Raw genomic sequence first — 21,725 nt, 5'->3', positions numbered from 1 at the left:
CCTCAGTAAAGTCGGTCCTGCCACGCCGTAGCGGCGAGCCAGGTAATTTGGTCGGGCGATCGGGCATCGATCGCGCCATGGTCGACCGCGGCGCGAACCTCTCGCTGCATCGCGGCCCAGCTGGGAGCGGCGGCGCCGATGCGCGCGCCAATCCCGTTGTTATGCGCATCCATCGCGCGGCTCGGCGTGCCAACGCCACCGCGTTCCATCACGGCAGTCACCCAATCCACGCAACGCGGGGACAAGCTGTAGGCGACGATGGCGCTCGCAAGGCTGTGTCGGTAGGCATCGGCCGGGCCGTTGCGCCCGCCGGGGAGGCCCGAACCCAGCCACTGCGAATACACCGCAATCAACACGAAGGCCGGATACGCGGACAGCGCCAGCATCGCCAACGCAAACACCCGCCAATGGCGTGTGCGCGGCAGCGAGGCCAGCCCCGTTTTCATCAGGCGCGTGCCGCCATCAGATCCACGAACCGATCGAACAACGGCCCCACATCGCGCGGTCCCGGCGAGGCTTCCGGGTGGCCCTGGAACGAGAACGCCGGTGCGTCGGTGAGCGCGATGCCCTGGTTGGTGCCGTCGAACAACGACCGATGGGTCACCCGCACATTGGCCGGCAAGGTGCTTTCATCCACTGCAAAACCGTGGTTCTGCGAGGTGATCATCACCCGGCCGCCGTCCAGATCCTGCACCGGGTGGTTGGCGCCGTGATGGCCGGTGCTCATCTTCAGCGTCTTGGCGCCGGCGGCCAGCGCCAGCAACTGATGGCCCAGGCAGATGCCGAAGGTCGGCACCTTCTGCGCGATCAATTCCTTGATCGCATCGATCGCGTAGTCGCACGGCTCCGGGTCGCCCGGGCCATTGGACAGGAACACGCCATCGGGTTGCAGCGCCAGTACCTCAGCCACCGGCGTGCGCGCCGGCACCACCGTGACGTCGCAGCCGCGTTCGGCCAGCATGCGCAGGATGTTGAGCTTCACGCCGTAGTCGTAGGCCACGACCTCGTATTTGGCCGGCACGCTGACGAAGGCGTTGGCATCCAGATCCAGCTGGCCCTCGGTCCACAGGTAGGTCTTCTCGGTCGAGACCACCTTGGCCAGATCCATGCCTTTCAGGCCGGGGAATTTGCGCGCGGCTTCCAGTGCTTTTTCGACGTCGATCTCGCCGGCCATCAGCGCACCGTTCTGGGCGCCCTTCTGCCGCAGCAGGCGGGTGAGCTTGCGGGTGTCGATGCCGGAGATGGCGACTACACCGCGGGCCTGCAGCCATTCCGGCAAGGCCACCTGGCTGCGCCAGTTGCTGGGGCGGCGCGGCACATCGCGCACGATCAGGCCGGCCGCCCAGATCTTGCGGGCTTCGTCGTCCTGATCGGTGAAGCCCGTGTTGCCGATATGCGGATAGGTCAGCGTGACCATCTGGCGGGCGTAGGAGGGATCGGTCAGGACTTCCTGGTAGCCGGTCATGGCGGTGTTGAACACCACTTCACCGACGGAAAGCCCGTTGGCGCCTACGGATTCGCCCTCGAACACGGTGCCGTCTTCGAGGACAAGGATTGCGGGTTGGGTCACGTGGGGGTCTCGCTCTGGCTGCCTGGGACTCCGATGCGCTCCCGGCCAAATTCCGGTTGCAGCAAAGCGCGGACGCGGTGCTGGGGACCGGTCCGACGCTGGTTCGGGCAAGCGAGAATTGTAAAGGCAACTGCCCCGCCATGCCAGTCTGAAGAGCACCGGATGCAGTCGCGGCAGCAATGCCGAGGCATGAATAGGCCGCGGCGTGCGGCTACCGTTCATGCATGGCTGCAGGCGTGCTTACAGCACCAGATCGCGCACGCGGTAGCTGCCTGCCGGCTTGCCGATCAGCCGCTTGGCCGCATGCAAGGCACCGCGCGCGAAGATGTCGCGGTTGGTTGCGCGATGTACCAGCTCGACCCGCTCGCCCAGCCCGGTGAACTGCACGGTGTGTTCGCCGACGATGTCGCCGGCACGCAAGCTGACATAGCGCGGCTGCGCGCCGCTGCCGGTCGCCGCTTCGCCCAGCGTCAACGCGGTGCCGGAGGGCGCGTCCTGCTTGTGCACGTGATGCGCTTCGAGGATGTCGCAGTCCCAACCCGGCAAGGTGCCGGCCGCGCGCTCCACCAGCTCTGTCAGCACCGCAACGCCGAGACTGAAGTTAGACGCCCACACCAGCGCGATCTGCTGGGCGGCATCGCGCAAGGCCGCACGCTGCGCCTCGTCGAGCCCGGTAGTACCGGACACCAACGGCTTGCCGCGCTGTGCGCACAACGCCAGGATCGGTGCGAAGCCCTGCGGCAGACTGAAATCGATGGCCACATCGAACGCAGGCGCGCCGCCGAGTTCGCTGGCAGCGAAGAACGGCACCCCATCGACCACGCGCTGGGAGGGCGAGCGGCCCACCACGGCGCCAACCACCTGCAAGCTCTGGTCTTCGGCAGCCAATCGCAGCAACGCCTTGCCCATCCGCCCGGAGGCCCCGTGGATCAGAACTTTCACAGCAGAGGTTGTCATGGCGGCGGCTGGCTTGGCGATGTGGGTGGTACACGATAGCCGGGATTGGGGATTTGCGATTAGCGAGTCGTCACCGCGGCGCCGCATTGCGCACGATGCGGCATTGCGTGGTGAGGCGACCGGTCGCCTTCGGGGTGGGCGACGAGGCCTGGCGAACGGCTCCTGGATGGGTGCTGAGAAGTAGAGAACCGCGGGAATGCAACCGGACTTTGCCCACTCCGCACCCGGCATGCACCCAACCATGTAGGCGGTGATGTCGGCCGCTCTACGCGTGGCTATCGCAACGTAGCGCGCCATCGTCACCCAGGCCTGGAATGCGCGGCGCAAGCGCATAACGGTGCTCTACTAGCCAAGGACGCAGCGACCACATCCGCCTGGCACTGCGCAGCAGCTTTGTCAGCCGCGCTTAGAGCGTTTTATGCGCCTTACGGTGAGCGCGAAGCGTCCTGTGGCGCGTTAAGAAGGCGTGCGCCTTACCAAGGCTGGCCTCCTGGGCAAGGCGCGCAACGCGGCATCGGCGCGTCACAGGGCGCTTCCCGGAGGGTTGGCCGCCAGCGGCACGGAGCGCGCGCCGCGCGGCTTGCGTTGGCGCCAGCCAAGCCGGCGCCGCTCCGCATTTGCTCCGTGCCGCTGGCGGCCGACGCACCCCATCCCAACGTGCATAACGCGCTCTAATCGCCGACACCTTCCAGCCGCTTGCTCCAGCTTTCCACTTCGCTACGCTGCAGGCGGCGTTCGAAAAGCGTGCGCCAGGACGGCACGAGCGGCAGCTGCAATACCGCGGTGACAGCTGCAACATCGACCTGACGGGCGTACAGCACCTGCTGAAGACGCGACAGCGGCCAATCCGGATGCGGCCGCGCCTGCAGGGTCAGCAGGTCGCCGGCCGCGACGCTGCCCGGCTGCAGCACGCGGTAATACCAGCCGGTTCGGCCGGTCTCCTGTACACGGCGCGCCAGCTCGCGCACACCAAAACGGTCCGACAGCTTCCAGCACGGCTGTCGCAACTGCGACACCTCCACCACCGCCGTGCCCAAGGTGAAGCGATCGCCAAGACAGACATCGGCTTCGGTCACGCCCACACTGCTGAGGTTTTCGCCGAAGGCACCTGCCGCCTCCAGCAGCACGTGCGGACCAAGTTCGTCGCGCCAGGCGGCGTAGTGATCGCGCGGGTAATGATGGATGGCCTTGTCCGGCCCGCCATGCACGCGCCGGTCGCCCTGCTCGTCGCCCTCCAGGCCTTCGAGGCCGACCTGCACCGCTCCCTGCAGCGGACGTTTGTCGATCGCACTGCGGCTGCCAGGTCGAGTGAAGTCGCGCGCGCTGCCGATGGCGACGTGGTCGATCCTGATCGCGATCGGCGCACCCTGCTCTGCCGTCGCCATCGTCACGCACCCAGCCCTGGCAATTCGGCCAGCGCCTCGCGCAGCAACTCGCCCAGCACCTGGATGCCGGCATCGATCTTCTCGCCGGGCACGGTGACGAACGACAGACGCAGCGTATTGGTCTGCGGCAGGGTGGCGAAGAACGGCGCGCCGGGTACGAACGCGACATTGCGTGCGATGGCCCGCGCCAGCAACGCGGTCCCATCCAACCCTGGCGGCAAGGTCACCCACAAGAACATGCCGCCCTCCGGGCGATTCCACTGCACCTGCGACGGGAAGTGCCGGTCCAGCGCCTCCAGCATCAGGCTGCACTGGCGCGCGTACAGCGCACGGATCTGCGGAATATGGGTCTGGAGAAAATCGTCCTGCAGCGTCTGGTACACCACGCGCTGGGTAAACGATGGGGTATGCAGATCGGCCGCCTGCTTGGCCTGGATCAGCTTGCCCAACACCGCTTCGGGCGCCACCACGTAACCCAGTCGCAAACCCGGCGCGAGCACCTTGGAGAACGAGCCCATGTAGATGACGCCTTCGGGGTTCATCGACAACAGACTCGGCAACGGCTGCCCGCTGTAGTACAGCTCGCCGTACGGGTCGTCTTCGACAATCGGCACGCCTGTCTCGGCAGCACGCGCCACCAAGGCCTGGCGACGCGCCAGCGGCAAGCGCCGGCCGGTGGGATTCTGAAAATTCGGCAGGCAGTACAGAAAGCGCGCATCGGCCAGCAGCGCCGGATCCAGCGCATCCACCACCACACCGTCCTCGTCCGAGGGCATGCCAACGAAGGCGGGCTGGAACAACGAAAACGCCTGCAGCGCGCCCAAGTAGCTCGGCGTTTCCACCAACACCTTGCTGCCTTCGTCGATGAAGACCTTGCCGAGCAGGTCCAGGCCTTGTTGCGAGCCGGTGGTGATCAGCACCTGGCTGGGCCGGATGCTGGCGCCATCGCGACTCAGCCGCGCGGCCACCCATTCGCGCAGCGGCGCATAACCTTCGGTTGGGCCGTATTGCAAGGCCGCCTGCGGGGCGTCGCGCAGCACCTGGTCGCTGGCAGCGCGCATGCGCTCCACCGGAAAGGTGGCCGGCGACGGCAGGCCGCCAGCGAAGGAAATGACCTCCGGCCGTTCGGTCACCTTGAGGATTTCGCGAATCGCCGAACTGGTCAGCGCCTGCGCACGTCGGGAGATCTGGAAGGAAGTCGTCATGGCGCAAGCATAGCGAACGCCAGTGGTTGCGGCGCTGTGCAGTGCAGCGACGGAGCGCTGGCCGCTCGCCTGACCCGGCACGGAGCCGGGAGACCGGCAGCACGTCGCCGGCAATCGCCAGCCAACCGTGGAGCGCGCATTGCAACTGCCCTGTCTGCATCGCACAGGCCGCATCCAGCGACGACCGCGCCGCTGGGGCAAGCGCAGTCACTTGGTCAGCTGCGCTTATTGATACGCCGGGCCGACCCAGGCGGTGCCTTCGCTGTGGGCGATGAGCGTCTTCCAGCGCTTGCGGATCACCTTGTCGCGTGTGCGAAAGGTCATGCGCACGCCCGGCAGACCGAGCGTGGCACGCGTTTCGACCATCGCCGAATGTTCGTCTGCGGCGATATCGATCTTGGTGATGGACTGTTTGTAGTCGATCAGCTCTTCCGGATCGGCCACGTGGCTCATCTGCCGCAGCACCTGCGCCCATTCGCCGTTGGATTTGCAATATTTCTCGCGGTTGGCGGTCTGCCGCTGCTGATGGGAATCCATGCGGTACAGCACCACCATTTCGAATTCCGGCGCGGTCATTGCGCAGAGCGCCTCGCCGTCCTGGCTCAACATCGCCTTGTCGTGCGCGGCATAGAAATCGCGCACCTGCTTCTCGTCGAGCGCGTTGCCGCCATAGTTATAGAGACCCGCAACGGCGGCCAGCACCGCCAACAACACCAGCAAACGCATCACCGCCCCCTTGTCTGGCCGCGTCCTGCGGCCGCGCAAGTGTAGACCAGACGACGGGGGTCAATGGCTGCGGGGCGGTGTCGGGCCGCAGCTGTCGCAACCACCGCAGGCGGAGACGTTTTGGGCGGCAGGCGGTGCTACGCGACGCCCCAGTGCCTGCACCCATGCCGGCCGCCCGCTGCGCAGCAGCCCAAGCGCGAGCGCGCCACGCAGGCGACGCAGCACACCGGGAAACTGTTTCTTCATCACCACCCACAGGCTGACCAGCACTGCGATGGCGATCACCAGGTATTGCAGCGTAAGCGAAAGCGTCATCTCAGCCGGCCCCCAGCAGCACGGCCAGCTGGTAGGTCACCAGCGACGCCAGGTAGGCCAGCGCGAACAGGTACACCGCGCTGATGGTCATCTGCTTCCACGAGTTGGTTTCGCGCTTGATCGTGGCCAGCGTGGAGATGCACATCGGTGCGTAGATGTACCAGACCAGCAGCGACAACGCGGTGGCCAGCGACCACCCGTCGCTGATCAACGGCGACAACGCCTGCGCTGCCGCGTCGTCGTCGGCAGCAGACAACGCGTATACCGTGGCCAGCGAGGCCACCGCCACTTCGCGTGCGGCCAGGCCGGGAATCAACGCGATGCAGATCTGCCAGTTGAAGCCCAGCGGTGCGAAGAACACTGCCATTGCGTGGCCAATACGACCGGCGAAGCTGTAGTCGATTGCCGGCAAGGTGGCATTGGCCGGCGCCTCGGGAAACGACAGCAGGAACCACAGCAGGATGGTCAGCGCCAGGATGATGCCGCCCACGCGCTTGAGGAAGATCCAGGCGCGCTCCCACAGCCCCAGCGCCAAGTCGCGTACCTGCGGCACGCGGTAGGACGGCAGCTCCAGCATCAACGGGTGCTCGCTCTTGTCGCGCCGCCATTTCTTCATCGTCCACGAGACCAGCAGCGCACTGACGATGGCCGCAGCATACAGCCCGAACAGCACCAGTCCCTGCTGGTTGAAGATGCCCCACACGGTCTTCTGCGGAATGAAGGCGCCGATCAACAACGCATACACCGGCAACCGCGCCGAACACGTCATCAGCGGCGCGACCATGATGGTGGCGAGCCGGTCGCGCGGGTCCTGGATGCTGCGTGTGGACATGATGCCCGGCACCGCACAGGCAAAACTCGACAACAGCGGAATGAACGAGCGCCCCGACAAACCGGCCACCGACATCATGCGATCGAGCAGAAACGCCGCACGCGGCAGGTAGCCGGATTCTTCCAAGGCCAGGATGAAGGCGAACAGGATCAGGATCTGCGGCAGGAACACGATCACCCCGCCCAGCCCGGCGATGACGCCATCCTTGAGCAAGCTGTTGAGCGGACCTTCCGGCAACGTCGCGCCGACCCACTCGCCCAAGGCGGCGGTGCCGCCGTCGATCAGGTCCATGACCGGCGCAGCCCAGGCATAGACCGCCTGGAAGATCATGAACATCACCACCGCCAGCGTGACCAGGCCCCAGATCGGATGCAGCAGCCAGCGGTCCAGCGCATCGTCCACGCGCGAGGTGCGGGTGGGCATGGTCACCGCTGCGCCCAGGATCTGCCGCACCAGCGCGTGATAATTACCGTCGGCCGGCGGATTGGCGGCGGGCGCCGTCAGGCGTGCCGCCTGCGCGTCGAGCCGCTCGACCAGCACCTTGGCACCACCGCGCCGCACCGCCACCGTTTCGACCACCGGCACGCCGAGCGCCTGCTCCAGCGCCGGCAGGTCGATGACAATGCCGCGTCGCTGTGCGGCATCCATCATGTTCAGCGCCACGATCATCGGCCGGCCGAGCTCGCGCAGTTCCAACGCAAAGCGCAGATGCAGGCGCAGATTGGTCGCATCCATCACATAGACCAGCACGTCCGGCGCCGGCTCGCCCGGATAAAAGCCACGGCACAGGTCGCGGGTGATCGCCTCGTCCAGGCTCGCCGGTTGCAGGCTGTAGGCGCCGGGCAGATCCAGCACCGCAAAGTCGCGCCCGGACGGTGCGCGGAAGTGGCCTTCCTTACGCTCGACGGTGACGCCGGTGTAATTGGCCACTTTCTGCCGGCTGCCGGTCAGCTGGTTGAACAGTGCGGTCTTGCCGCTGTTGGGGTTGCCAACCAGCGCCAGACGCAGCGGAACGGTGGCCGCGCTCATGCCGATCCTCCCGCATGGCGCACCTGCACGCGCGCAGCCTCGCTGCGCCGCAGGGCAAAACGCGTATAGCCCACCTGCACCAACAACGGTTCGCGGCCGACCGGCCCGGTGGCCAGCACCGTAACTTCCTCGCCTGCGACAAACCCCAACTCCCGCAAGCGCCGGGCGATCGTGTCGTTGGGGAGACGATCCTCCACGGAGTCCACGATGGCGGCGCGATGCAAAGGCATGTCGGACAGCGTCACAAAGACGGCCTGATTGTTAGGAATGGTTCTCAATTCTAGCATCGACGCACCGCGTCATGGCTCCGGCGACCCGGCCCGCTATCATGGTTCGCATCCCATTCATGGACGTACGCAATGCAGGACACCGGCTTGATCGTCGAAGACCACGGAGCGGTCCGCACCTTGCGATTGCATCGGCCCGCAGTACATAACGCCTTCGATGCGACGCTGATCGCGGCGTTGACCGATGCATTACGCGAGGCGGGCCGGGCGTCGCAGGTCCGCGTCGTCGTGCTGACCGGTGATGGCGCGGCCTTTTCGGCCGGCGCAGACCTGAACTGGATGCGCGGCATGGTCAGCGCCAGCGAAGCCGAGAACGCCGCCGACGCACTGGCGCTGGCGCAGCTGATGCGCACCCTGGATGAACTGCCCAAGCCCACCATCGCGCGCGTCAACGGCGCTGCTTTCGGCGGCGGTGTCGGCCTGGTGGCGTGTTGCGATATCGCCATCGGTTGTACCGAGGCGCGCTTCGGCCTGACCGAAAGCAAGCTCGGCCTGCTGCCGGCGGTCATTTCGCCCTATGTGGTTGCAGCGATCGGCGCGCGCCAGGCGCGGCGCTGGTTCGCAACCGCCGAGATCTTCGATGCCGGCACCGCGCAGTTGCTGGGTCTGCTGCACCAGCTGGTGGCCGCCGACCAGCTGGATATCGCAGTGGAACGCCAGGTTCGCCTGTTGCTGGCAGCGGCGCCGCTGGCCACCAGCAGCGCCAAGGCGCTGGTGCGCTCGGTGCTGCCAACTGCCGACCGCGATGCCATCGATGCCGCCAATGCGGCCTTGATTGCCCGTCTGCGCGTGTCGCCCGAAGGCCAGGAAGGCCTGGGTGCGTTTCTGGACAAGCGCAGCGCCGCGTGGATGCCGGAGAGCATGGCGTGAGCGCGATCGACCATATCGGCCTGGCCTGCAGCGACCTGCAAACCAGCACCGCGTTCTACGGGGCCGCGCTGGCGCCCCTGGGCATCACGCTGCTGGTGGAACTGACGGCCGCGCAAACCGGCGGCCGCGCGCATGCCGGCTTCGGCACCGAGCGCCCGTTTCTCTGGCTGGGCTCCCACGCGCAGGCGCCGGGCACCACCCATGTCGCGCTGACGGCGAGCGACCGCCACAGCGTGGATGCGTTTCATCGTGCTGCGCTGGCCGCCGGTGGCCGCGATCACGGCGCGCCCGGGCTGCGCCCGCATTACCACCCACACTATTACAGCGCCTTCGTGCTCGATCCCGATGGCCACAATTGCGAAGCGGTCTGCCACCTCCCCGCATGAGTCTCTTTCCGATGTCCCTGGTTTCCTTGTCCACGCATTCGGCCGCCACCACGCACGCAGTTGCGGCGATGCCTGCACGACGTCATGCGCGCTGCGATGTGAGCGCATGAGCGACTTCGTCCGCATTGTCGAAGTTGGCCCACGCGATGGCCTGCAAAACGAAGCGCAGCCGATCGCCACTGCCGACAAGATCGCGTTGATCGATCAACTCTCGGCCACCGGGCTGCGCACGATCGAAGCGACCAGCTTCGTCAGCCCGCGCTGGGTACCGCAGCTGGCCGACGCCGCCGAGGTGTTTGCCGGCATCGCGCAGGTGCCGGGCATCGCATATCCGGTGCTGGTGCCCAACCTGCAGGGCTACGAACGCGCACGCGCGGCCGGGGCGCAGGAAGTGGCGGTCTTCACCGCGGCGTCGGAGGCGTTTAATCGCACCAATACCAACGCCGGCATCGACGAATCGATCGAACGCTTTCGGCCGATCCTGCAGCAGGCCGCGCTCGATGGTGTGCGCGTGCGCGGCTACGTCTCCACCGTGCTGGGCTGCCCGTACCAGGGCGAAGTGCCGGTGGCCGATGTGGTCGATGTGGCGCAACGTCTGCACGCACTCGGCTGCTATGAAATCTCGCTGGGCGACACCATTGGCGTAGGCACGCCGGTCAAGGCGCGTCAGATGCTGGCCGCGGTGGCGCAGGCGGTGCCGATGCAGGCATTGGCGGTGCATTTCCACGATACCTATGGGCAGGCGCTGGCCAATATCGCCGCATGCCTGGAGCAAGGCGTACGCGTGATCGATGCGGCCGTGTCCGGTGCGGGCGGCTGCCCGTATGCCAGGGGCGCCAGCGGCAACGTCGCCAGCGAAGACGTGGTGTACCTGTTGCAGGGGCTGGGCATGCCCACCGGCATCGACCTGCCTGCCCTGGCCCGCACCGGCCGCTGGCTGGCGCAGCTGCTCGGTCGCGACACCGGCAGCAAGGTCGGCAAGGCGTTGGCTGCCGCCGGCTGAGGTTTTCCTGCCCGCGCAATCGTGCATCACCGACCACCGCGATCACGCAGGGGCTTGGGCTAGAATTGCAGACCGCTCCGCCGATCGTTCGTTTGCCGCCAACACCGGCCACCAACGCTATTTTAGGGAACCACCGCATGCAGCCCTCTTCTGTTCTTGCCATCGTCACCGGCGGCGTTTCCGGCCTCGGCCTGGCGGTCGCACAGCGTCTGGTGGCCGACGGCGGCAAGGTCGCGTTGTTCGATGTCAACGCCGACAGGGCCGAGTCGGCGCTGGCGCTGCTCGGTGCCGGCAACGCGCATTACTTCGCCACCGATGTCACTGACGAAGCGCAGGTGGCCGCCAATGTGGCGCAGGCTGCACAGGCGCTGGGCGGGCTCAACCTGGTGGTGAATTGCGCCGGCATCCTGGGCGCCGGTCGCGTGCTGGGCAAGGAAGCGCCGATGCCGTTGGCCACCTTCCGAAACACCGTGCTGGTGAATCTGGTCGGCAGCTTCAATGTGGCCAAGGCCGCTGCCGATGTCATGCAACACAACACCACCGGCGATGACGGCGAGCGCGGCCTGATCGTCAATACCGCCTCGGTGGCGGCATTCGAGGGCCAGATCGGCCAGGCAGCGTATGCGGCAAGCAAAGGCGGCGTGGTCGGCATGACCTTGCCGATGGCACGCGAACTGGCGCGCTTCGGTATCCGCGTGATGACGATCGCGCCGGGCGTGTTCTGGACCCCGATGGTCGACGGCATGCCCGAGGCCGTGCAGCAATCGCTGGCCGCCTCCATCCCGTTCCCCTCGCGTCTGGGCCAGCCCGACGAGTACGCCGACACCGTCGCCTTCATCCTGCGCAACCGCTACCTCAACGGCGAAGTGATTCGCCTGGACGGCGGCGTGCGGTTGGCACCCAAGTAGCGGGGATTGGGGAATCGGGAATGGGGAATCGTAACGGCGCCCTGCTCTCAGCACCCCGGCCCCGGCTTTTTCGATTTCCCATTCCCTACTCCCGATTCCCATGAAAGCCAACGACATCAAGAAAGGCAACGTCGTCGAATACAACGGCGGCATTTACCAGATCCGCGACATCGAACGCAGCTCGCCGCAGGGCCGCGGCGGCAATGTGCGCTTTCGTTTCATCATGTACAGCGTGCCGGGCGGGGTGAAAACCGACGCCAGCTTCGATGCCGACGACAACCTGCCGGAAGTGGAGCTGCTGCGCCGGCAGTCCACGTTCTCGTACAAGGATGGCGAAGCGTTCGTGTTCATGGACGACGAAGACTTCACCCCGTACACGCTGGATGCGGACGTGATCGGCACCGACGCCGGCTACATCACCGATGGTCTGACCGGCATCTACGTGCAAGTGATCGACGACCAGCCGGTGGCCGTACAACTGCCGCAGACGGTGACGCTGGAAGTGGTGGAGACTCCGCCGGAATTGAAGGGCGGCACCGCCACCAAGCGGCCCAAGCCGGCCAAGCTCAACACCGGCATGGAAATCATGGTGCCCGAGTACATCACCAATGGCGAACGCGTGCTGGTCAACACCACCACGGGCGAATTTGCCGGTCGCGCCGACTGATGCGTCGCGTTGCTGTTGTCGTGGCCGTGGGTGTGCTGGCGGCCTGCAGCGTGCAACAAACACCGACGCAGACCGCAACGCCTGCGCCGGTGGCCTGCACCGATCCCAAGGTGGAAGACGAATGGCTGCAGCATCCGGCAGGCCTGTGCGGCATGCCGGAGGATGTGCGCAAACTGGTCGACGACTACGACACCTGCGAGCACTTCGCCGGCGAAGAGCCGTATGACGCCGACCGCCGGCACGAAATCGAAGTCGCCGTGGCACAGTTCTGCACGCCGGCACCGGAACGCCTGGCCAAGTTGATGCGGCAGTACCGCAAGGATGCGCATGTCAGCCAATGGCTGCGCCAGTATTCCAAGCAAGCGGATCTGCAACCGGCCGGCTGAGATGCATCGGCTGATCTGACAGCTGCGTGCCAGTGAGGTGGATTACTCCTGCTAGTGGCAGCGTCGCCACAACTCACGGCTGAAGACTGCAGCCGTTCCGTTCTCGCCAAGAGAAGTTGGCGCGCCGCCCGCTCTATGAGGGCGAGGCAATTCGGAGAATCCGGGCTGCCCCTGCCCTCACCCCAACCCTCTCCCAGCGGGAGAGGGGCCGGCACGCGTGCTATTGCACCTGCATAGGGATGCGCACCTCCGAGTGCGCTTTGTCGGCGGCGGCATCACCGCGCGCAAGCACGCGCAGGCGCGCGCGCAAACGCTCCACATTCGCTTCGCCCTGCTGCAGTCCATTGCGCACGTTGGCTGGCAATTGCTGGCGTCCAGCCAGCTGCAGCTGTTTCCAGCCATCGACCAACACCGCGCTTTCCTGCGCCACGCGCGCGCTCAGCTGTTGCTGCTCGTCCGCTTGTGGCAAGCCATACCCCGCGCTGCCCAACAGCACCGCCGGATGACTGAGTTGCGCCTGGCGCGCGAACAGCGCTTGCAGCTGTCCCTGCACCGCGTCGCGCGCGCCCATGCCCGGTTGCAACAGGCGCTTGAGCGCATCGCGCGCCAGCAATTCCTCTCGACGCAGGGCCGCCTGCTCCAGCAACAATGCCGCTGCAGTTTCGCGCAGACCGCCGCGATCGAACCATTGCGCCCGCACCTCGGGCGCGGCCTCCAGCCACTGCGCGACGGTTGTTTGCGGCACTGCGATGCCATGCCGAAGGACGTCGAACATGGCCTGGTAATGCGCTGCCGCCGATTCGAAGTAATAGCCCTGGCGGATGGCTTGTGCAGGGTCGTCCAGCACCTGCAGATCGGCGATGCCGGCACGCTGCAATCGTTGCCGCAGACCGCGCGGCGTGATCGAGGACAAGTTCGCTGCAGCCAGACGCGGCACCCCGTCATGCAGCAACTTGTAGGTTTCCACCGCGCAGTTGTTGCCGATGAAGTAATAGCGCCCGTCGTAACTCCAATGCACCTGCGCGGCGCGCTCGAGCAGGGCCGCGACCTCGTCGGGCGTCAGGGCCAGCGGCACCGACGACAGGGCGCGCAATTCCACCTTGGTGTATTCGTCCACGACCTGGTTCAACGGCAGCACGAACAGCCGCGACGGGTACGAACCCGTGAGCCCGCGCCAGCTGGAAATCTGCACATCGCCCACGAACGCGCGGAACGACAGCACGCGGTGGTATTGCAGATCCAACCGGCATGCGGGGCCCGGCGCACGGCCGGGTGCGCAGATCACCAGGCGCAACATGCTATGGCCCCAGCGGCTCATCGGCTGCTCGTTACCCTCGGCAAGCAGATAGTCCACCGCATACACGCGTGCCGGATCCAGCGTCAGCAACGACATCGCACCGGCGTCGTTATCGGCCTGCAGGTACGGCAGCGCGGTCTCGCAGGGCGTAACACCCTGCGGCGGACCGATGCGTTGCGCAAACCAGGCCGCCAGCGCAGGGCGCCGGCAGGTGTAGTCGGCGTCCAGCACGTAATGCTCGAAATTGACCGCAACGAACTCGGCCGGGCTGTGGCGTTCGTATTCGTCCGGGCTGCGGTCGCTGAACCGATTGTCGCTGCGCCCCACCCGCCACGGCCGCACCTGCCAGCCGGCAAGGTCGCGCAGGCGCCGATCGCGCGACCACGCGCTGCGTGCGCCGCGATCGAACACATGCGCAAGTTCGTGTATGAGCGCTGCCATCGCCGCGCGCGTGGCAGCTGCGTTTTGATCGGAACGTGCGTCGTCGGATTGCGCGCTCCACGCCTGCAGCAGCGCGCGATCGAGCAGGATGCGATTGCCGATTGCACGGCCGTGTACCTGCGCCGGCAGATCGGTGCGCCATTGCAGCTGGATCGGGGCGGTCATCCGCTGCGTCCAGCCCTGCGGCAATCGCCGTGCGACCGACTGCACCAGCGCGTTGCTTGCTTCGATCTCCGCCGCAGGCAAGTCCGAGCGAACCACCTCGACCAACAATTCGGCCTGCGCCTGCGGTGCGACCAAGGCGGCCAGCAGCAGCCAGCCGCACCGCCGGCGCAGACTCACCGGGCCAGGATGGACTGCGCCAGCTCCAGGTCGCTGGCCAGCCGCGCCGCGTCGCTACGGCTGCGCAACTGCAGCAACGCCGCTTCCAGACGCGCACCGCGGATGACGCCGTCGCTGGCAACAAAACCGGCCGCATCTTCCCGGGCGTCGGCCACCACCTTGTCGTCGCCGGAGCTGCTGCCGGACGAATTGGACGAGCCAGCCGACGAGGCACCTGCCGAAGTACCGGCCAGGCTGGATGCGAACGCTGCCAGCGGCAGCAGCGTCAAAGCGCAGAACACGAGGGAGCGCATCATGGGCTGATCGATTCCGTGTGAAGGTGCGGGAAGACTAACCGGCAGGCGTGTTGGCAGGTGCGTCATGCATCTCGAACAGCTTGCCGGGATTCAGCAAAAGATGAGGATCGAGCACATGTTTGATGCCGCGCATCAAGGCGATTTCCTCGGCAGAGCGGGTGCTCCACAGATAGGCCTTCTTGACCAGGCCGATGCCGTGTTCGGCGGAAATGCTGCCGTCGAAACGCTGCAGGGCCTGCGCCAGCAACTTGGTGACCTGATCGCAGGCCGCAACGAAATCGGCCTGGCTGGTGCCATCGGGCTTGAGCACGTTGATGTGCAGGTTGCCATCGCCGATGTGCCCGAACCACACCACATCGAAATGCGGATACGCATCGTGCAGCAACGCCTGGGTTTCGGCCAGGAACGCCGGCATCGCCGAGATGCGCACCGACACGTCGTTCTTGTACGGCGTGTAGCGCGCCAGCGCTTCGGTGATGCCCTCGCGCAGGCGCCACAGTTGCGCGGCCTGTGCATCGCTCTGGCTGATCACGCCATCGCTGACCCAGCCCTGCTCCATGCAGGTCTCGAAGGCCGCCATCGCAGCCGCCTCCTGCGCCTCATCGCCTGCGGCGAATTCGGTGACCACGTAATACGGGTGAACCTGCGCAAACGGCGCCTGCGCGCCATGCGCAAGCACATGTTCCAGCGCGCGATCGGTGAAAAATTCGAACGCCTCCAGGCGCAACTGCGCGCGAAACGCGGCAAACACCTGCATCAGCACTTCGAACGAGGGCAACGCAAGCAACATCACGTTGCTGGGCGGCGGCGGGTCAGTCAGCCGCAGCGTGGCTTCGACCACGATGCCGAGCGTGCCTTCGGAGCCGATCATCAGATGGCGGAAGTCGTAGCCGCTGGAATTTTTGACCAGCGCGTTGTTGAGTTCCAGCAACTCGCCGCCACCGGTGACCACCTTCAACCCGGCCACCCATTCGCGCGTATTGCCGTAGCGGATCACCCGGATGCCGCCGGCATTGGTGGCGATATTGCCGCCGATCGAACACGAACCGCGCGCCGCAAAATCTACGGGGTACACCAGCCCATGCTCGCGCGCGGCGTTGTGCACCGCTTCCAGCGGCATGCCGGCCTGCACGGTGAGCGTGCGATCCACTGCGTTGAAATCCAGCGGTTTGTTCAAACGCTCCAGGCTCAACACCAATTCGCCGTTGGCCGCCACTGCGCCGCCGGACAAGCCCGTGCGCCCGCCCGACGGCACCACCGCCACGCCTTGCGCATTTGCCCAACGCACGACCGCCTGCACTTCCTCCACCGAGCCCGGCAAGGCGATCGCGAGTGGGTTCGGCGTCCAGCGGCGTGTCCAGTCGCGCCCGTAATGCTCCAGGTCGGCCGGGTCGGTCTTCACACGCAACGCAGGCACGGCCTGTTGCAACGAAAGGAGGCGGGGATCGGTCATGGCACGCGGCGCTGCGGTAGGAACCGCACAGCGTGCCAGCGCCGGCCTGCCTCGTCCAGCCGGCGTACTCACGGCCGACGCAGCGTTGGATTCAGCTGAAACCGTTGCGCCGCAAGGGCTTCGCCGGTGCGAACAGCGCATCGCGGCCACCCAATCGCGCACCCCATCTGGCATAGTTGCCGGCCCGATTGCTGCATTGCGTTCCCCCATGTCGCCGAAGAAAACCTCGTTTCCCAAGCAGGACATCCGCGTGCTGTTGCTGGAAGGCATCAGCCCGACCGCCGTGGACGTGTTCCGCGCCGCCGGCTACTCGCAGATCGAACTGCACGCCAAATCGCTGCCGGAAGACGAGTTGATCGCCCGCATCGCCGACGCACACATTGTGGGCATCCGCTCACGCACCCAGCTGAGCGCCGAGGTGCTGGCGCATGCCAAGCGCCTGATCGCAGTCGGCTGCTTCTGCATCGGTACCAACCAGGTGGACCTGGACGCGGCCGAGCTGGCCGGCATCCCGGTGTTCAACGCGCCCTACTCCAATACCCGCAGCGTGGCCGAACTGGTCATCGCCGAAGCGATCCTGTTGCTGCGTGGCATTCCGCAGAAGAACGCGCAATGCCATCGCGGCGGCTGGTCCAAGTCGGCCGCCGGCAGCCACGAAACGCGCGGCAAGGTGCTGGGCATCGTCGGCTACGGGCATATCGGCACCCAGGTCGGCGTGCTGGCCGAAGCGCTGGGCATGCAGGTGATCTTCCACGATATCGAAACCAAGCTGTCGTTGGGCAACGCACGCGCGGCCATCGACCTGGACGACCTGCTGGCGCGCTCGGACGTGGTCACCTTGCACGTGCCGGAAACCCCGTCGACCAAGGACATGATCGGCGCGCCGGAAATCGCCCGCATGAAACCCGGGGCGCATCTCATCAACGCCTCGCGTGGCACCGTCATCGACATCGACGCGCTGGATGCGGCGCTCACCTCCGGCCACATCGGCGGCGCGGCGGTGGATGTCTTTCCAATCGAGCCCAAGGGCAATGGCGATGCGTTCGAATCGCCGCTCACCGCGCACGACAATGTGATCCTGACCCCGCACGTGGGCGGCAGCACGCTGGAGGCGCAGGACAACATCGGGGTCGAGGTCGCCGCCAAACTGGTGCGCTATAGCGACAATGGCAGCACCTTGTCGGCAGTGAACTTTCCGGAGGTCACCCTGCCCGAGCACGCTGAAAGCCTGCGGTTGTTGCACATCCATCGCAACGTGCCGGGCGTGCTGTCGCAGATCAACGAATTGTTCTCGCGCCATAACGTCAACATCGACGGCCAGTTCCTGCGCACCGACCCCAAGGTGGGCTATGTGGTCATCGATGTCAGCGCCAGCGAGGAGCTTGCCGGCGTGCTGAAGGACGAGCTGGGACAGATCACCGGCACCTTGCGGACGCGGGTCCTGTATTGAGCGGGATTTGGGAATCGGGATTCGGCATTGGTAACAGCGGTTCGCCGCAACCGGTGGGTTCATCGGTCCAACCACGCTGTGGGAAGCAGACATGGCCCGCTAAATGGATCGGCGCCGGCCCACCGCTTCTGCCAATCCCGAATCCCGAATCACCACTCCCGGCTCTCCAGCCACTTTTCCGCCATCCGCCGCAGCGATGGATCGAGCTCGGGCTCGGCAAGCAGCTCGGCGATCGGGCGCCAGGCCAGCGCCAGCGATTCTTCGCTGACCTTGAACGCCTCGTCCGCACCGGCCAGCACCACGTAACGCGCATCGAAGTGCCAATGCCCCGCCACATCCCCGCGCGCCGGAATCCAGTGACGGTCCAGATCGAACAACTCTCCGTCGGCCAGCCGCAAGCCGACGAGTCCGGATTCCTCCTCCGCTTCACGTAATGCCACCTGCGCCAGATCGCGGTCGCCATCGGCGTGCCCGCCCAGCTGCAGCCAACGCTGCAGCTTGCGGTGATGGGTCAGCAAGGTGCATGTGCCGTCGGCGCTGACCACCCACGCCGAGCCAGTGAAATGACCTTCGACACGCTCGCGCACGAACGGATCGGTGGCATCGTCCAGCAATTGCACGAACTGCTCGGCCAGCGCGGCCTCCTCCGGCCAACGCAGGCGGTACGCCGCCAATTGCTGCTGCAGGGTTGCATCCACCATCTGTCGTTCTCGGTCGCCCGGTGCGGGCCAGGCGGCCATTATCGCCATTCATGCTGCGTACGCGCTTGTCGTGAGCGTGTAGCTTTGGCAAGGTAGGCCGCTTGCCTGTCCCACCGGGATGCGGCGCACCAATTCGTCCGGGCGCCCGCGCCTTCAAGCTTTGCCACTTAGGGATGTACCGAATGCTGAAGTCTCTGTTGAGGGTCAAACCGATCGAGCCCGCTGGCCACGTCGATGCAGGCGAACCGGTCGAAGGCAGCCTGCAAGGCGAAGCGACGCTGCAGCGGACCCTCACAGCCAAGCACCTGATCATGCTCGGTATCGGCGCGGTGATCGGCGCCGGCATCTTCGTGCTGACCGGCCAGGCCGCGGCCAATCACGCCGGCCCGGCGGTGATGCTGTCGTTCGTGTTCGCCGGTATCGCCTGCGCCTTCGCCGGCCTGTGCTACGCCGAATTCGCCGCGATGATGCCGGTCTCCGGCAGCGCCTATTCGTATTCATACGCCACGCTCGGCGAAGGCATCGCCTGGTTCATCGGCTGGTGTCTGGTGCTGGAATACCTGTTCGCCGGGTCCAGCGTTGCCGTCGGCTGGTCTGCCTACCTGATCAGCTTCATCACCGGCACCCTGGGGGTGCCGTTCCCCGCAGAGTTGGCGGGTGCGCCGCTGGCCTGGAACGGCCACGGCTTTGTCAGCTCCGGGAATCTGGTCAACCTGCCGGCCGTGCTGATCGTCGCGGCGGTGAGCATCCTGTGCTACGTCGGCGTCACCCAGTCGGCGTTCGCCAACGCAATCGTGGTGGCGATCAAGGTCGTGGTGATCTGCCTGTTCGTGGGCTTTGGCATTTCCTATATCGACCCGGCGAACTGGCACCCCTTCATCCCGGAAAACACCGGCCCTGGCCAGTTCGGCTGGGACGGGGTGTTTCGCGCCGCGTCCATCGTGTTCTTCTCCTACATCGGCTTCGACGCGGTTTCCACCTCGGCCGGCGAAACCAAGGATCCGCAGAAGAACATGCCGATCGGCATCCTGGTGTCGTTGGCCATCTGCACCGTCATCTACATCATCGTCTGCGCGGTGCTGACCGGCCTGCTGCCCTATACCCAGCTCGGCACCGCCAAGCCGGTGGCCACCGCGCTGGAAGCCCACCCGCAACTGACCTGGCTCAAGACCGCGGTGGAAATCGGTGCCATTGCCGGCTTGTCGTCGGTGGTGCTGGTGATGCTGATGGCGCAGCCGCGCATCTTCTACACCATGGCCAAGGATGGGCTGATGCCCAAGCTGTTCGGCAAGGTGCACCCGAAATTCCGCACGCCTTACGTCGGCACGCTGTTCGTGGGCGTGGTCGCCGCGCTGCTGGCCGGGGTGATCCCGTTGAACGTGCTGGGCGAACTCGTCTCGATGGGTACCCTGCTCGCCTTCGCCACGGTCTGCGCCGGCGTGCTGGTGCTGCGCTTCACCAAGCCCGACCTGCCGCGCCCGTTCCGGGTGCCGCTGGCGATGGTGATCTGCCCCCTGGGCGCGTTGGCCTGTCTGTTCCTGTTCTTCCAGGCCTTCCAGGAACACTGGAAGGTGTTCGTGGGCTGGACCGTGATTGGCCTGGCGATCTACTTCGGCTACGGCATCCACCACAGTCGCCTCGCGAAACGGGCCTAAGTTTCTCTCAAGACCGGCGCGCGACGCCGGTCTTCTTGTTCAATGACCGCGCGTAGCGCCAAGCCGGAACCGCTTCATGTTCAAACAACTTTGGGCCACCAAACACCCGCACGCCAGCCATGAGGCGGCCGACGGGCTGGGCCTGCAACGCGCGCTTGGCCCCTGGGGGCTGACCGCCCTGGGAATCGGCGCGGTGATCGGCGGCGGCATCTTCGTCATCACCGGCCAGGCGGCGGCCGACCATGCCGGCCCGGCGATCATGCTCTCGTTCGTGCTCGCAGCGGTGTGCTGTGCGTTCTGTGCGATGGCCTACGCCGAATTCGCTGCGATGGTGCCGGTCTCCGGCAGCGCTTACACCTACACCTATGCCACCTTCGGCGAGCTGGCCGCGTGGTTCATCGGCTGGATGCTGGTGCTGGAATACGGCGTGTCCGCCTCGGCAGTGGCGGTCAGCTGGACCGGCTACTTCTTGAGTCTGCTCGAGCATTTCGACATCCACCTGCCGGCCGCATTCGTCAGCGCGCCGCTGGACGGCAAATTGCAACCCACCGGGGCGATCGCCAACCTGCCGGCGGCCGGGATCGTGCTGCTGCTGACCTGGCTGTGCTATGTCGGCATCCGCAAGTCGTCGGCAATGAACATGGCCATGGTGATCCTCAAGACCGGCCTGATCCTGCTGGTGATCGCGGTGGGCTGGAAATACGTGGACACCTCCAACTGGCACCCGTTCATCCCGGCCAACGAAGGCCCGGGCAAGTACGGCATGGAAGGCGTGCTGCGCGGCGCAGCAATGGTGTTCTTCGCCTATATCGGCTTCGAAGCGGTGTCGGTGGCGGCGCAGGAATCGCATCGCCCGCAACGCGACCTGCCGATCGGCATGATCCTGTCGCTGGTGATCTGCACCGTGCTCTACATCGCGATGGCGGCGGTCATGACCGGCTTGGTGCCGTACACCCTGCTCGGCACCGACGAGCCGGTGGTGACCGCGGTGGCGGCGCATCCGCAGCTGGCCTGGTTGCGCGTGGTCGTGGAAGTGGGCGCGTTGATCGGGCTGTCGTCGGTGGTGCTGGTGATGATCATCGGGCAGCCGCGCATCTTCATGATCATTGCGCGCGATGGCCTGCTGCCCTCGATCTTCACCCGCATCCACCCCAAGTACCGCACCCCGCATGTCAATACCGTCATCACCGGTGTCGGCATCGCACTGCTGGCAGCGGTGTTCCCGCTGGATGTGCTGGGCGAATTGACGTCGATGGGCACCCTGATCGCCTTCGCGGCGGTCTGCGCCGGCGTGCTGATCCTGCGTCGCACGCACCCGGAACTGCCGCGTCCGTTCCGCATGCCGGCTGCCTGGCTGATCTGCAGCGCCGGCGTGTTGAGCTGCCTTGCGCTGCTGTCGGCGATGACGCTGCACAACTGGATGCTGATGGGCCTGTGGACGCTGGTCGGGCTGGTGATCTACTTCGGCTATGGGTATCGCCACAGCCGTCTGCGCGACGGCCGCTGAGCCCACGCATGATCGGGCGTCTGGCGCGGCAGGACGATGCCTGCTGCGCTGCACCTG

The 21,725-nt window shown here is 66.1% G+C and carries 22 protein-coding genes; 9 read left to right on the top strand and 13 right to left on the bottom strand.

Features of this window, described 5'->3' with window-relative positions; translation table 11 throughout:
* Positions 1–2: 2 nt before the first annotated feature.
* The 9 genes from ACDH77_RS09160 to ACDH77_RS09120 all read right to left on the bottom strand — a co-directional run bounded on the left by ACDH77_RS09160 (position 3) and on the right by ACDH77_RS09120 (position 8,264).
* Positions 3–446, bottom strand: coding sequence for a hypothetical protein (locus ACDH77_RS09160; RefSeq protein WP_008571477.1), 444 nt, complete (start codon positions 444–446; stop codon positions 3–5).
* A complete protein-coding gene (carA, locus tag ACDH77_RS09155) occupies positions 446–1,570 on the bottom strand; it encodes a glutamine-hydrolyzing carbamoyl-phosphate synthase small subunit (RefSeq protein ID WP_014090063.1) in 1,125 nt (374 codons plus the stop codon). Before carA ends, ACDH77_RS09160 begins: the two co-directional genes overlap by 1 nt.
* Positions 1,571–1,810: 240 nt before the next feature.
* Positions 1,811–2,527, bottom strand: a complete 717-nt coding sequence (gene dapB / locus ACDH77_RS09150) for a 4-hydroxy-tetrahydrodipicolinate reductase (protein WP_014090062.1) — start codon at positions 2,525–2,527, stop codon at positions 1,811–1,813.
* A gap of 671 nt (positions 2,528–3,198) precedes the next feature.
* On the bottom strand, positions 3,199–3,918 hold the full coding sequence (locus tag ACDH77_RS09145; RefSeq protein ID WP_033478477.1) for an MOSC domain-containing protein: 720 nt from the start codon (positions 3,916–3,918) through the stop codon (positions 3,199–3,201).
* The gene (locus ACDH77_RS09140; RefSeq protein ID WP_029819289.1) at positions 3,915–5,117 is read right to left on the bottom strand and encodes a PLP-dependent aminotransferase family protein; all 1,203 of its coding nucleotides are present in this window, start codon (positions 5,115–5,117) and stop codon (positions 3,915–3,917) included. Before ACDH77_RS09140 ends, ACDH77_RS09145 begins: the two co-directional genes overlap by 4 nt.
* 225 nt (positions 5,118–5,342) lie before the next feature.
* On the bottom strand, positions 5,343–5,843 hold the full coding sequence (locus ACDH77_RS09135) for a hypothetical protein (protein WP_008571472.1): 501 nt from the start codon (positions 5,841–5,843) through the stop codon (positions 5,343–5,345).
* A gap of 60 nt (positions 5,844–5,903) precedes the next feature.
* On the bottom strand, positions 5,904–6,158 hold the full coding sequence (locus tag ACDH77_RS09130) for a DUF6587 family protein (RefSeq protein WP_008571471.1): 255 nt from the start codon (positions 6,156–6,158) through the stop codon (positions 5,904–5,906).
* Between the two features lies 1 nt (position 6,159).
* Positions 6,160–8,019, bottom strand: coding sequence for a ferrous iron transporter B (locus ACDH77_RS09125; protein ID WP_031422431.1), 1,860 nt, complete (start codon positions 8,017–8,019; stop codon positions 6,160–6,162).
* Positions 8,016–8,264, bottom strand: coding sequence for a ferrous iron transport protein A (locus tag ACDH77_RS09120; protein WP_003486267.1), 249 nt, complete (start codon positions 8,262–8,264; stop codon positions 8,016–8,018). Before ACDH77_RS09120 ends, ACDH77_RS09125 begins: the two co-directional genes overlap by 4 nt.
* 114 nt (positions 8,265–8,378) lie before the next feature.
* On the opposite strand from ACDH77_RS09120, the gene ACDH77_RS09115 reads away from it, so the two are divergent.
* From ACDH77_RS09115 to ACDH77_RS09090, 6 genes are all read left to right on the top strand, one after another.
* Complete coding sequence (locus ACDH77_RS09115; protein ID WP_014090058.1) at positions 8,379–9,176, top strand: enoyl-CoA hydratase-related protein; 798 nt, start codon at positions 8,379–8,381, stop codon at positions 9,174–9,176.
* A complete protein-coding gene (locus tag ACDH77_RS09110) occupies positions 9,173–9,562 on the top strand; it encodes a VOC family protein (RefSeq protein ID WP_372353836.1) in 390 nt (129 codons plus the stop codon). The genes ACDH77_RS09115 and ACDH77_RS09110 overlap by 4 nt, the downstream gene beginning before the upstream one ends.
* Before the next feature lie 106 nt (positions 9,563–9,668).
* Positions 9,669–10,565 carry a hydroxymethylglutaryl-CoA lyase gene (locus tag ACDH77_RS09105; RefSeq protein WP_008571466.1) on the top strand — a complete coding sequence of 299 codons (897 nt, stop codon included), beginning with the start codon at positions 9,669–9,671 and terminating at the stop codon, positions 10,563–10,565.
* Between the two features lie 137 nt (positions 10,566–10,702).
* Entirely contained in the window at positions 10,703–11,473 is a 771-nt protein-coding gene (locus ACDH77_RS09100; protein WP_031422426.1) for an SDR family NAD(P)-dependent oxidoreductase, read from the top strand.
* A gap of 100 nt (positions 11,474–11,573) precedes the next feature.
* On the top strand, positions 11,574–12,140 hold the full coding sequence (yeiP, locus tag ACDH77_RS09095) for an elongation factor P-like protein YeiP (protein WP_008571463.1): 567 nt from the start codon (positions 11,574–11,576) through the stop codon (positions 12,138–12,140).
* Positions 12,140–12,526 (top strand): hypothetical protein, encoded by a 387-nt coding sequence (locus ACDH77_RS09090; protein WP_014090056.1) that lies wholly within the window; start codon positions 12,140–12,142, stop codon positions 12,524–12,526. Before yeiP ends, ACDH77_RS09090 begins: the two co-directional genes overlap by 1 nt.
* Positions 12,527–12,746: 220 nt before the next feature.
* On the opposite strand, the gene ACDH77_RS09085 is transcribed toward ACDH77_RS09090, so the two are convergent.
* The 3 genes from ACDH77_RS09085 to ACDH77_RS09075 are packed head-to-tail and all read right to left on the bottom strand — an operon-like array spanning position 12,747 to position 16,355.
* Positions 12,747–14,606, bottom strand: coding sequence for a DUF4105 domain-containing protein (locus tag ACDH77_RS09085; RefSeq protein ID WP_031422423.1), 1,860 nt, complete (start codon positions 14,604–14,606; stop codon positions 12,747–12,749).
* A complete protein-coding gene (locus ACDH77_RS09080; protein ID WP_008571460.1) occupies positions 14,603–14,902 on the bottom strand; it encodes a DUF2388 domain-containing protein in 300 nt (99 codons plus the stop codon). Before ACDH77_RS09080 ends, ACDH77_RS09085 begins: the two co-directional genes overlap by 4 nt.
* A 34-nt stretch (positions 14,903–14,936) precedes the next feature.
* On the bottom strand, positions 14,937–16,355 hold the full coding sequence (locus ACDH77_RS09075) for an FAD-binding oxidoreductase (protein WP_031422421.1): 1,419 nt from the start codon (positions 16,353–16,355) through the stop codon (positions 14,937–14,939).
* A 208-nt stretch (positions 16,356–16,563) separates the two neighbouring features.
* On the opposite strand from ACDH77_RS09075, the gene serA reads away from it, so the two are divergent.
* On the top strand, positions 16,564–17,805 hold the full coding sequence (serA, locus tag ACDH77_RS09070; protein ID WP_031422420.1) for a phosphoglycerate dehydrogenase: 1,242 nt from the start codon (positions 16,564–16,566) through the stop codon (positions 17,803–17,805).
* Positions 17,806–17,954: 149 nt separating this feature from the next.
* Here the strand turns inward: serA and ACDH77_RS09065 are convergent, their stop codons facing one another.
* Positions 17,955–18,545, bottom strand: a complete 591-nt coding sequence (locus ACDH77_RS09065) for an NUDIX hydrolase (RefSeq protein ID WP_031422418.1) — start codon at positions 18,543–18,545, stop codon at positions 17,955–17,957.
* Between the two features lie 143 nt (positions 18,546–18,688).
* Between ACDH77_RS09065 and ACDH77_RS09060 the strand changes: the two genes are divergently transcribed.
* A complete protein-coding gene (locus ACDH77_RS09060; protein WP_008571456.1) occupies positions 18,689–20,161 on the top strand; it encodes an amino acid permease in 1,473 nt (490 codons plus the stop codon).
* 76 nt (positions 20,162–20,237) lie between these two features.
* On the top strand, positions 20,238–21,668 hold the full coding sequence (locus ACDH77_RS09055; protein WP_029819275.1) for an amino acid permease: 1,431 nt from the start codon (positions 20,238–20,240) through the stop codon (positions 21,666–21,668).
* Positions 21,669–21,725: the final 57 nt, after the last annotated feature.

It is taken from the genome of Xanthomonas axonopodis pv. maculifoliigardeniae (assembly GCF_041519315.1).
Classification (GTDB): domain Bacteria; phylum Pseudomonadota; class Gammaproteobacteria; order Xanthomonadales; family Xanthomonadaceae; genus Xanthomonas; species Xanthomonas euvesicatoria.
This window is presented reverse-complemented; position numbering and strand designations above follow the sequence as displayed.

Excerpts from the sequence above, each read along its gene's own strand:
- ACDH77_RS09160 (WP_008571477.1), bottom strand. The coding sequence starts at position 446 with ATGAAAACGGGGCTGGCCTCGCTGCCGCGCACACGCCATTGGCGGGTG.
- dapB (WP_014090062.1), bottom strand. The coding sequence starts at position 2,527 with ATGACAACCTCTGCTGTGAAAGTTCTGATCCACGGGGCCTCCGGGCGG.
- ACDH77_RS09140 (WP_029819289.1), bottom strand. The coding sequence starts at position 5,117 with ATGACGACTTCCTTCCAGATCTCCCGACGTGCGCAGGCGCTGACCAGT.
- ACDH77_RS09135 (WP_008571472.1), bottom strand. The coding sequence starts at position 5,843 with ATGCGTTTGCTGGTGTTGTTGGCGGTGCTGGCCGCCGTTGCGGGTCTC.
- ACDH77_RS09130 (WP_008571471.1), bottom strand. The coding sequence starts at position 6,158 with ATGACGCTTTCGCTTACGCTGCAATACCTGGTGATCGCCATCGCAGTG.
- ACDH77_RS09125 (WP_031422431.1), bottom strand. The coding sequence starts at position 8,019 with ATGAGCGCGGCCACCGTTCCGCTGCGTCTGGCGCTGGTTGGCAACCCC.
- ACDH77_RS09115 (WP_014090058.1), top strand. The coding sequence starts at position 8,379 with ATGCAGGACACCGGCTTGATCGTCGAAGACCACGGAGCGGTCCGCACC.
- ACDH77_RS09105 (WP_008571466.1), top strand. The coding sequence starts at position 9,669 with ATGAGCGACTTCGTCCGCATTGTCGAAGTTGGCCCACGCGATGGCCTG.
- ACDH77_RS09100 (WP_031422426.1), top strand. The coding sequence starts at position 10,703 with ATGCAGCCCTCTTCTGTTCTTGCCATCGTCACCGGCGGCGTTTCCGGC.
- yeiP (WP_008571463.1), top strand. The coding sequence starts at position 11,574 with ATGAAAGCCAACGACATCAAGAAAGGCAACGTCGTCGAATACAACGGC.
- ACDH77_RS09090 (WP_014090056.1), top strand. The coding sequence starts at position 12,140 with ATGCGTCGCGTTGCTGTTGTCGTGGCCGTGGGTGTGCTGGCGGCCTGC.
- ACDH77_RS09080 (WP_008571460.1), bottom strand. The coding sequence starts at position 14,902 with ATGATGCGCTCCCTCGTGTTCTGCGCTTTGACGCTGCTGCCGCTGGCA.
- ACDH77_RS09075 (WP_031422421.1), bottom strand. The coding sequence starts at position 16,355 with ATGACCGATCCCCGCCTCCTTTCGTTGCAACAGGCCGTGCCTGCGTTG.
- serA (WP_031422420.1), top strand. The coding sequence starts at position 16,564 with ATGTCGCCGAAGAAAACCTCGTTTCCCAAGCAGGACATCCGCGTGCTG.
- ACDH77_RS09065 (WP_031422418.1), bottom strand. The coding sequence starts at position 18,545 with ATGGCCGCCTGGCCCGCACCGGGCGACCGAGAACGACAGATGGTGGAT.
- ACDH77_RS09060 (WP_008571456.1), top strand. The coding sequence starts at position 18,689 with ATGCTGAAGTCTCTGTTGAGGGTCAAACCGATCGAGCCCGCTGGCCAC.
- ACDH77_RS09055 (WP_029819275.1), top strand. The coding sequence starts at position 20,238 with ATGTTCAAACAACTTTGGGCCACCAAACACCCGCACGCCAGCCATGAG.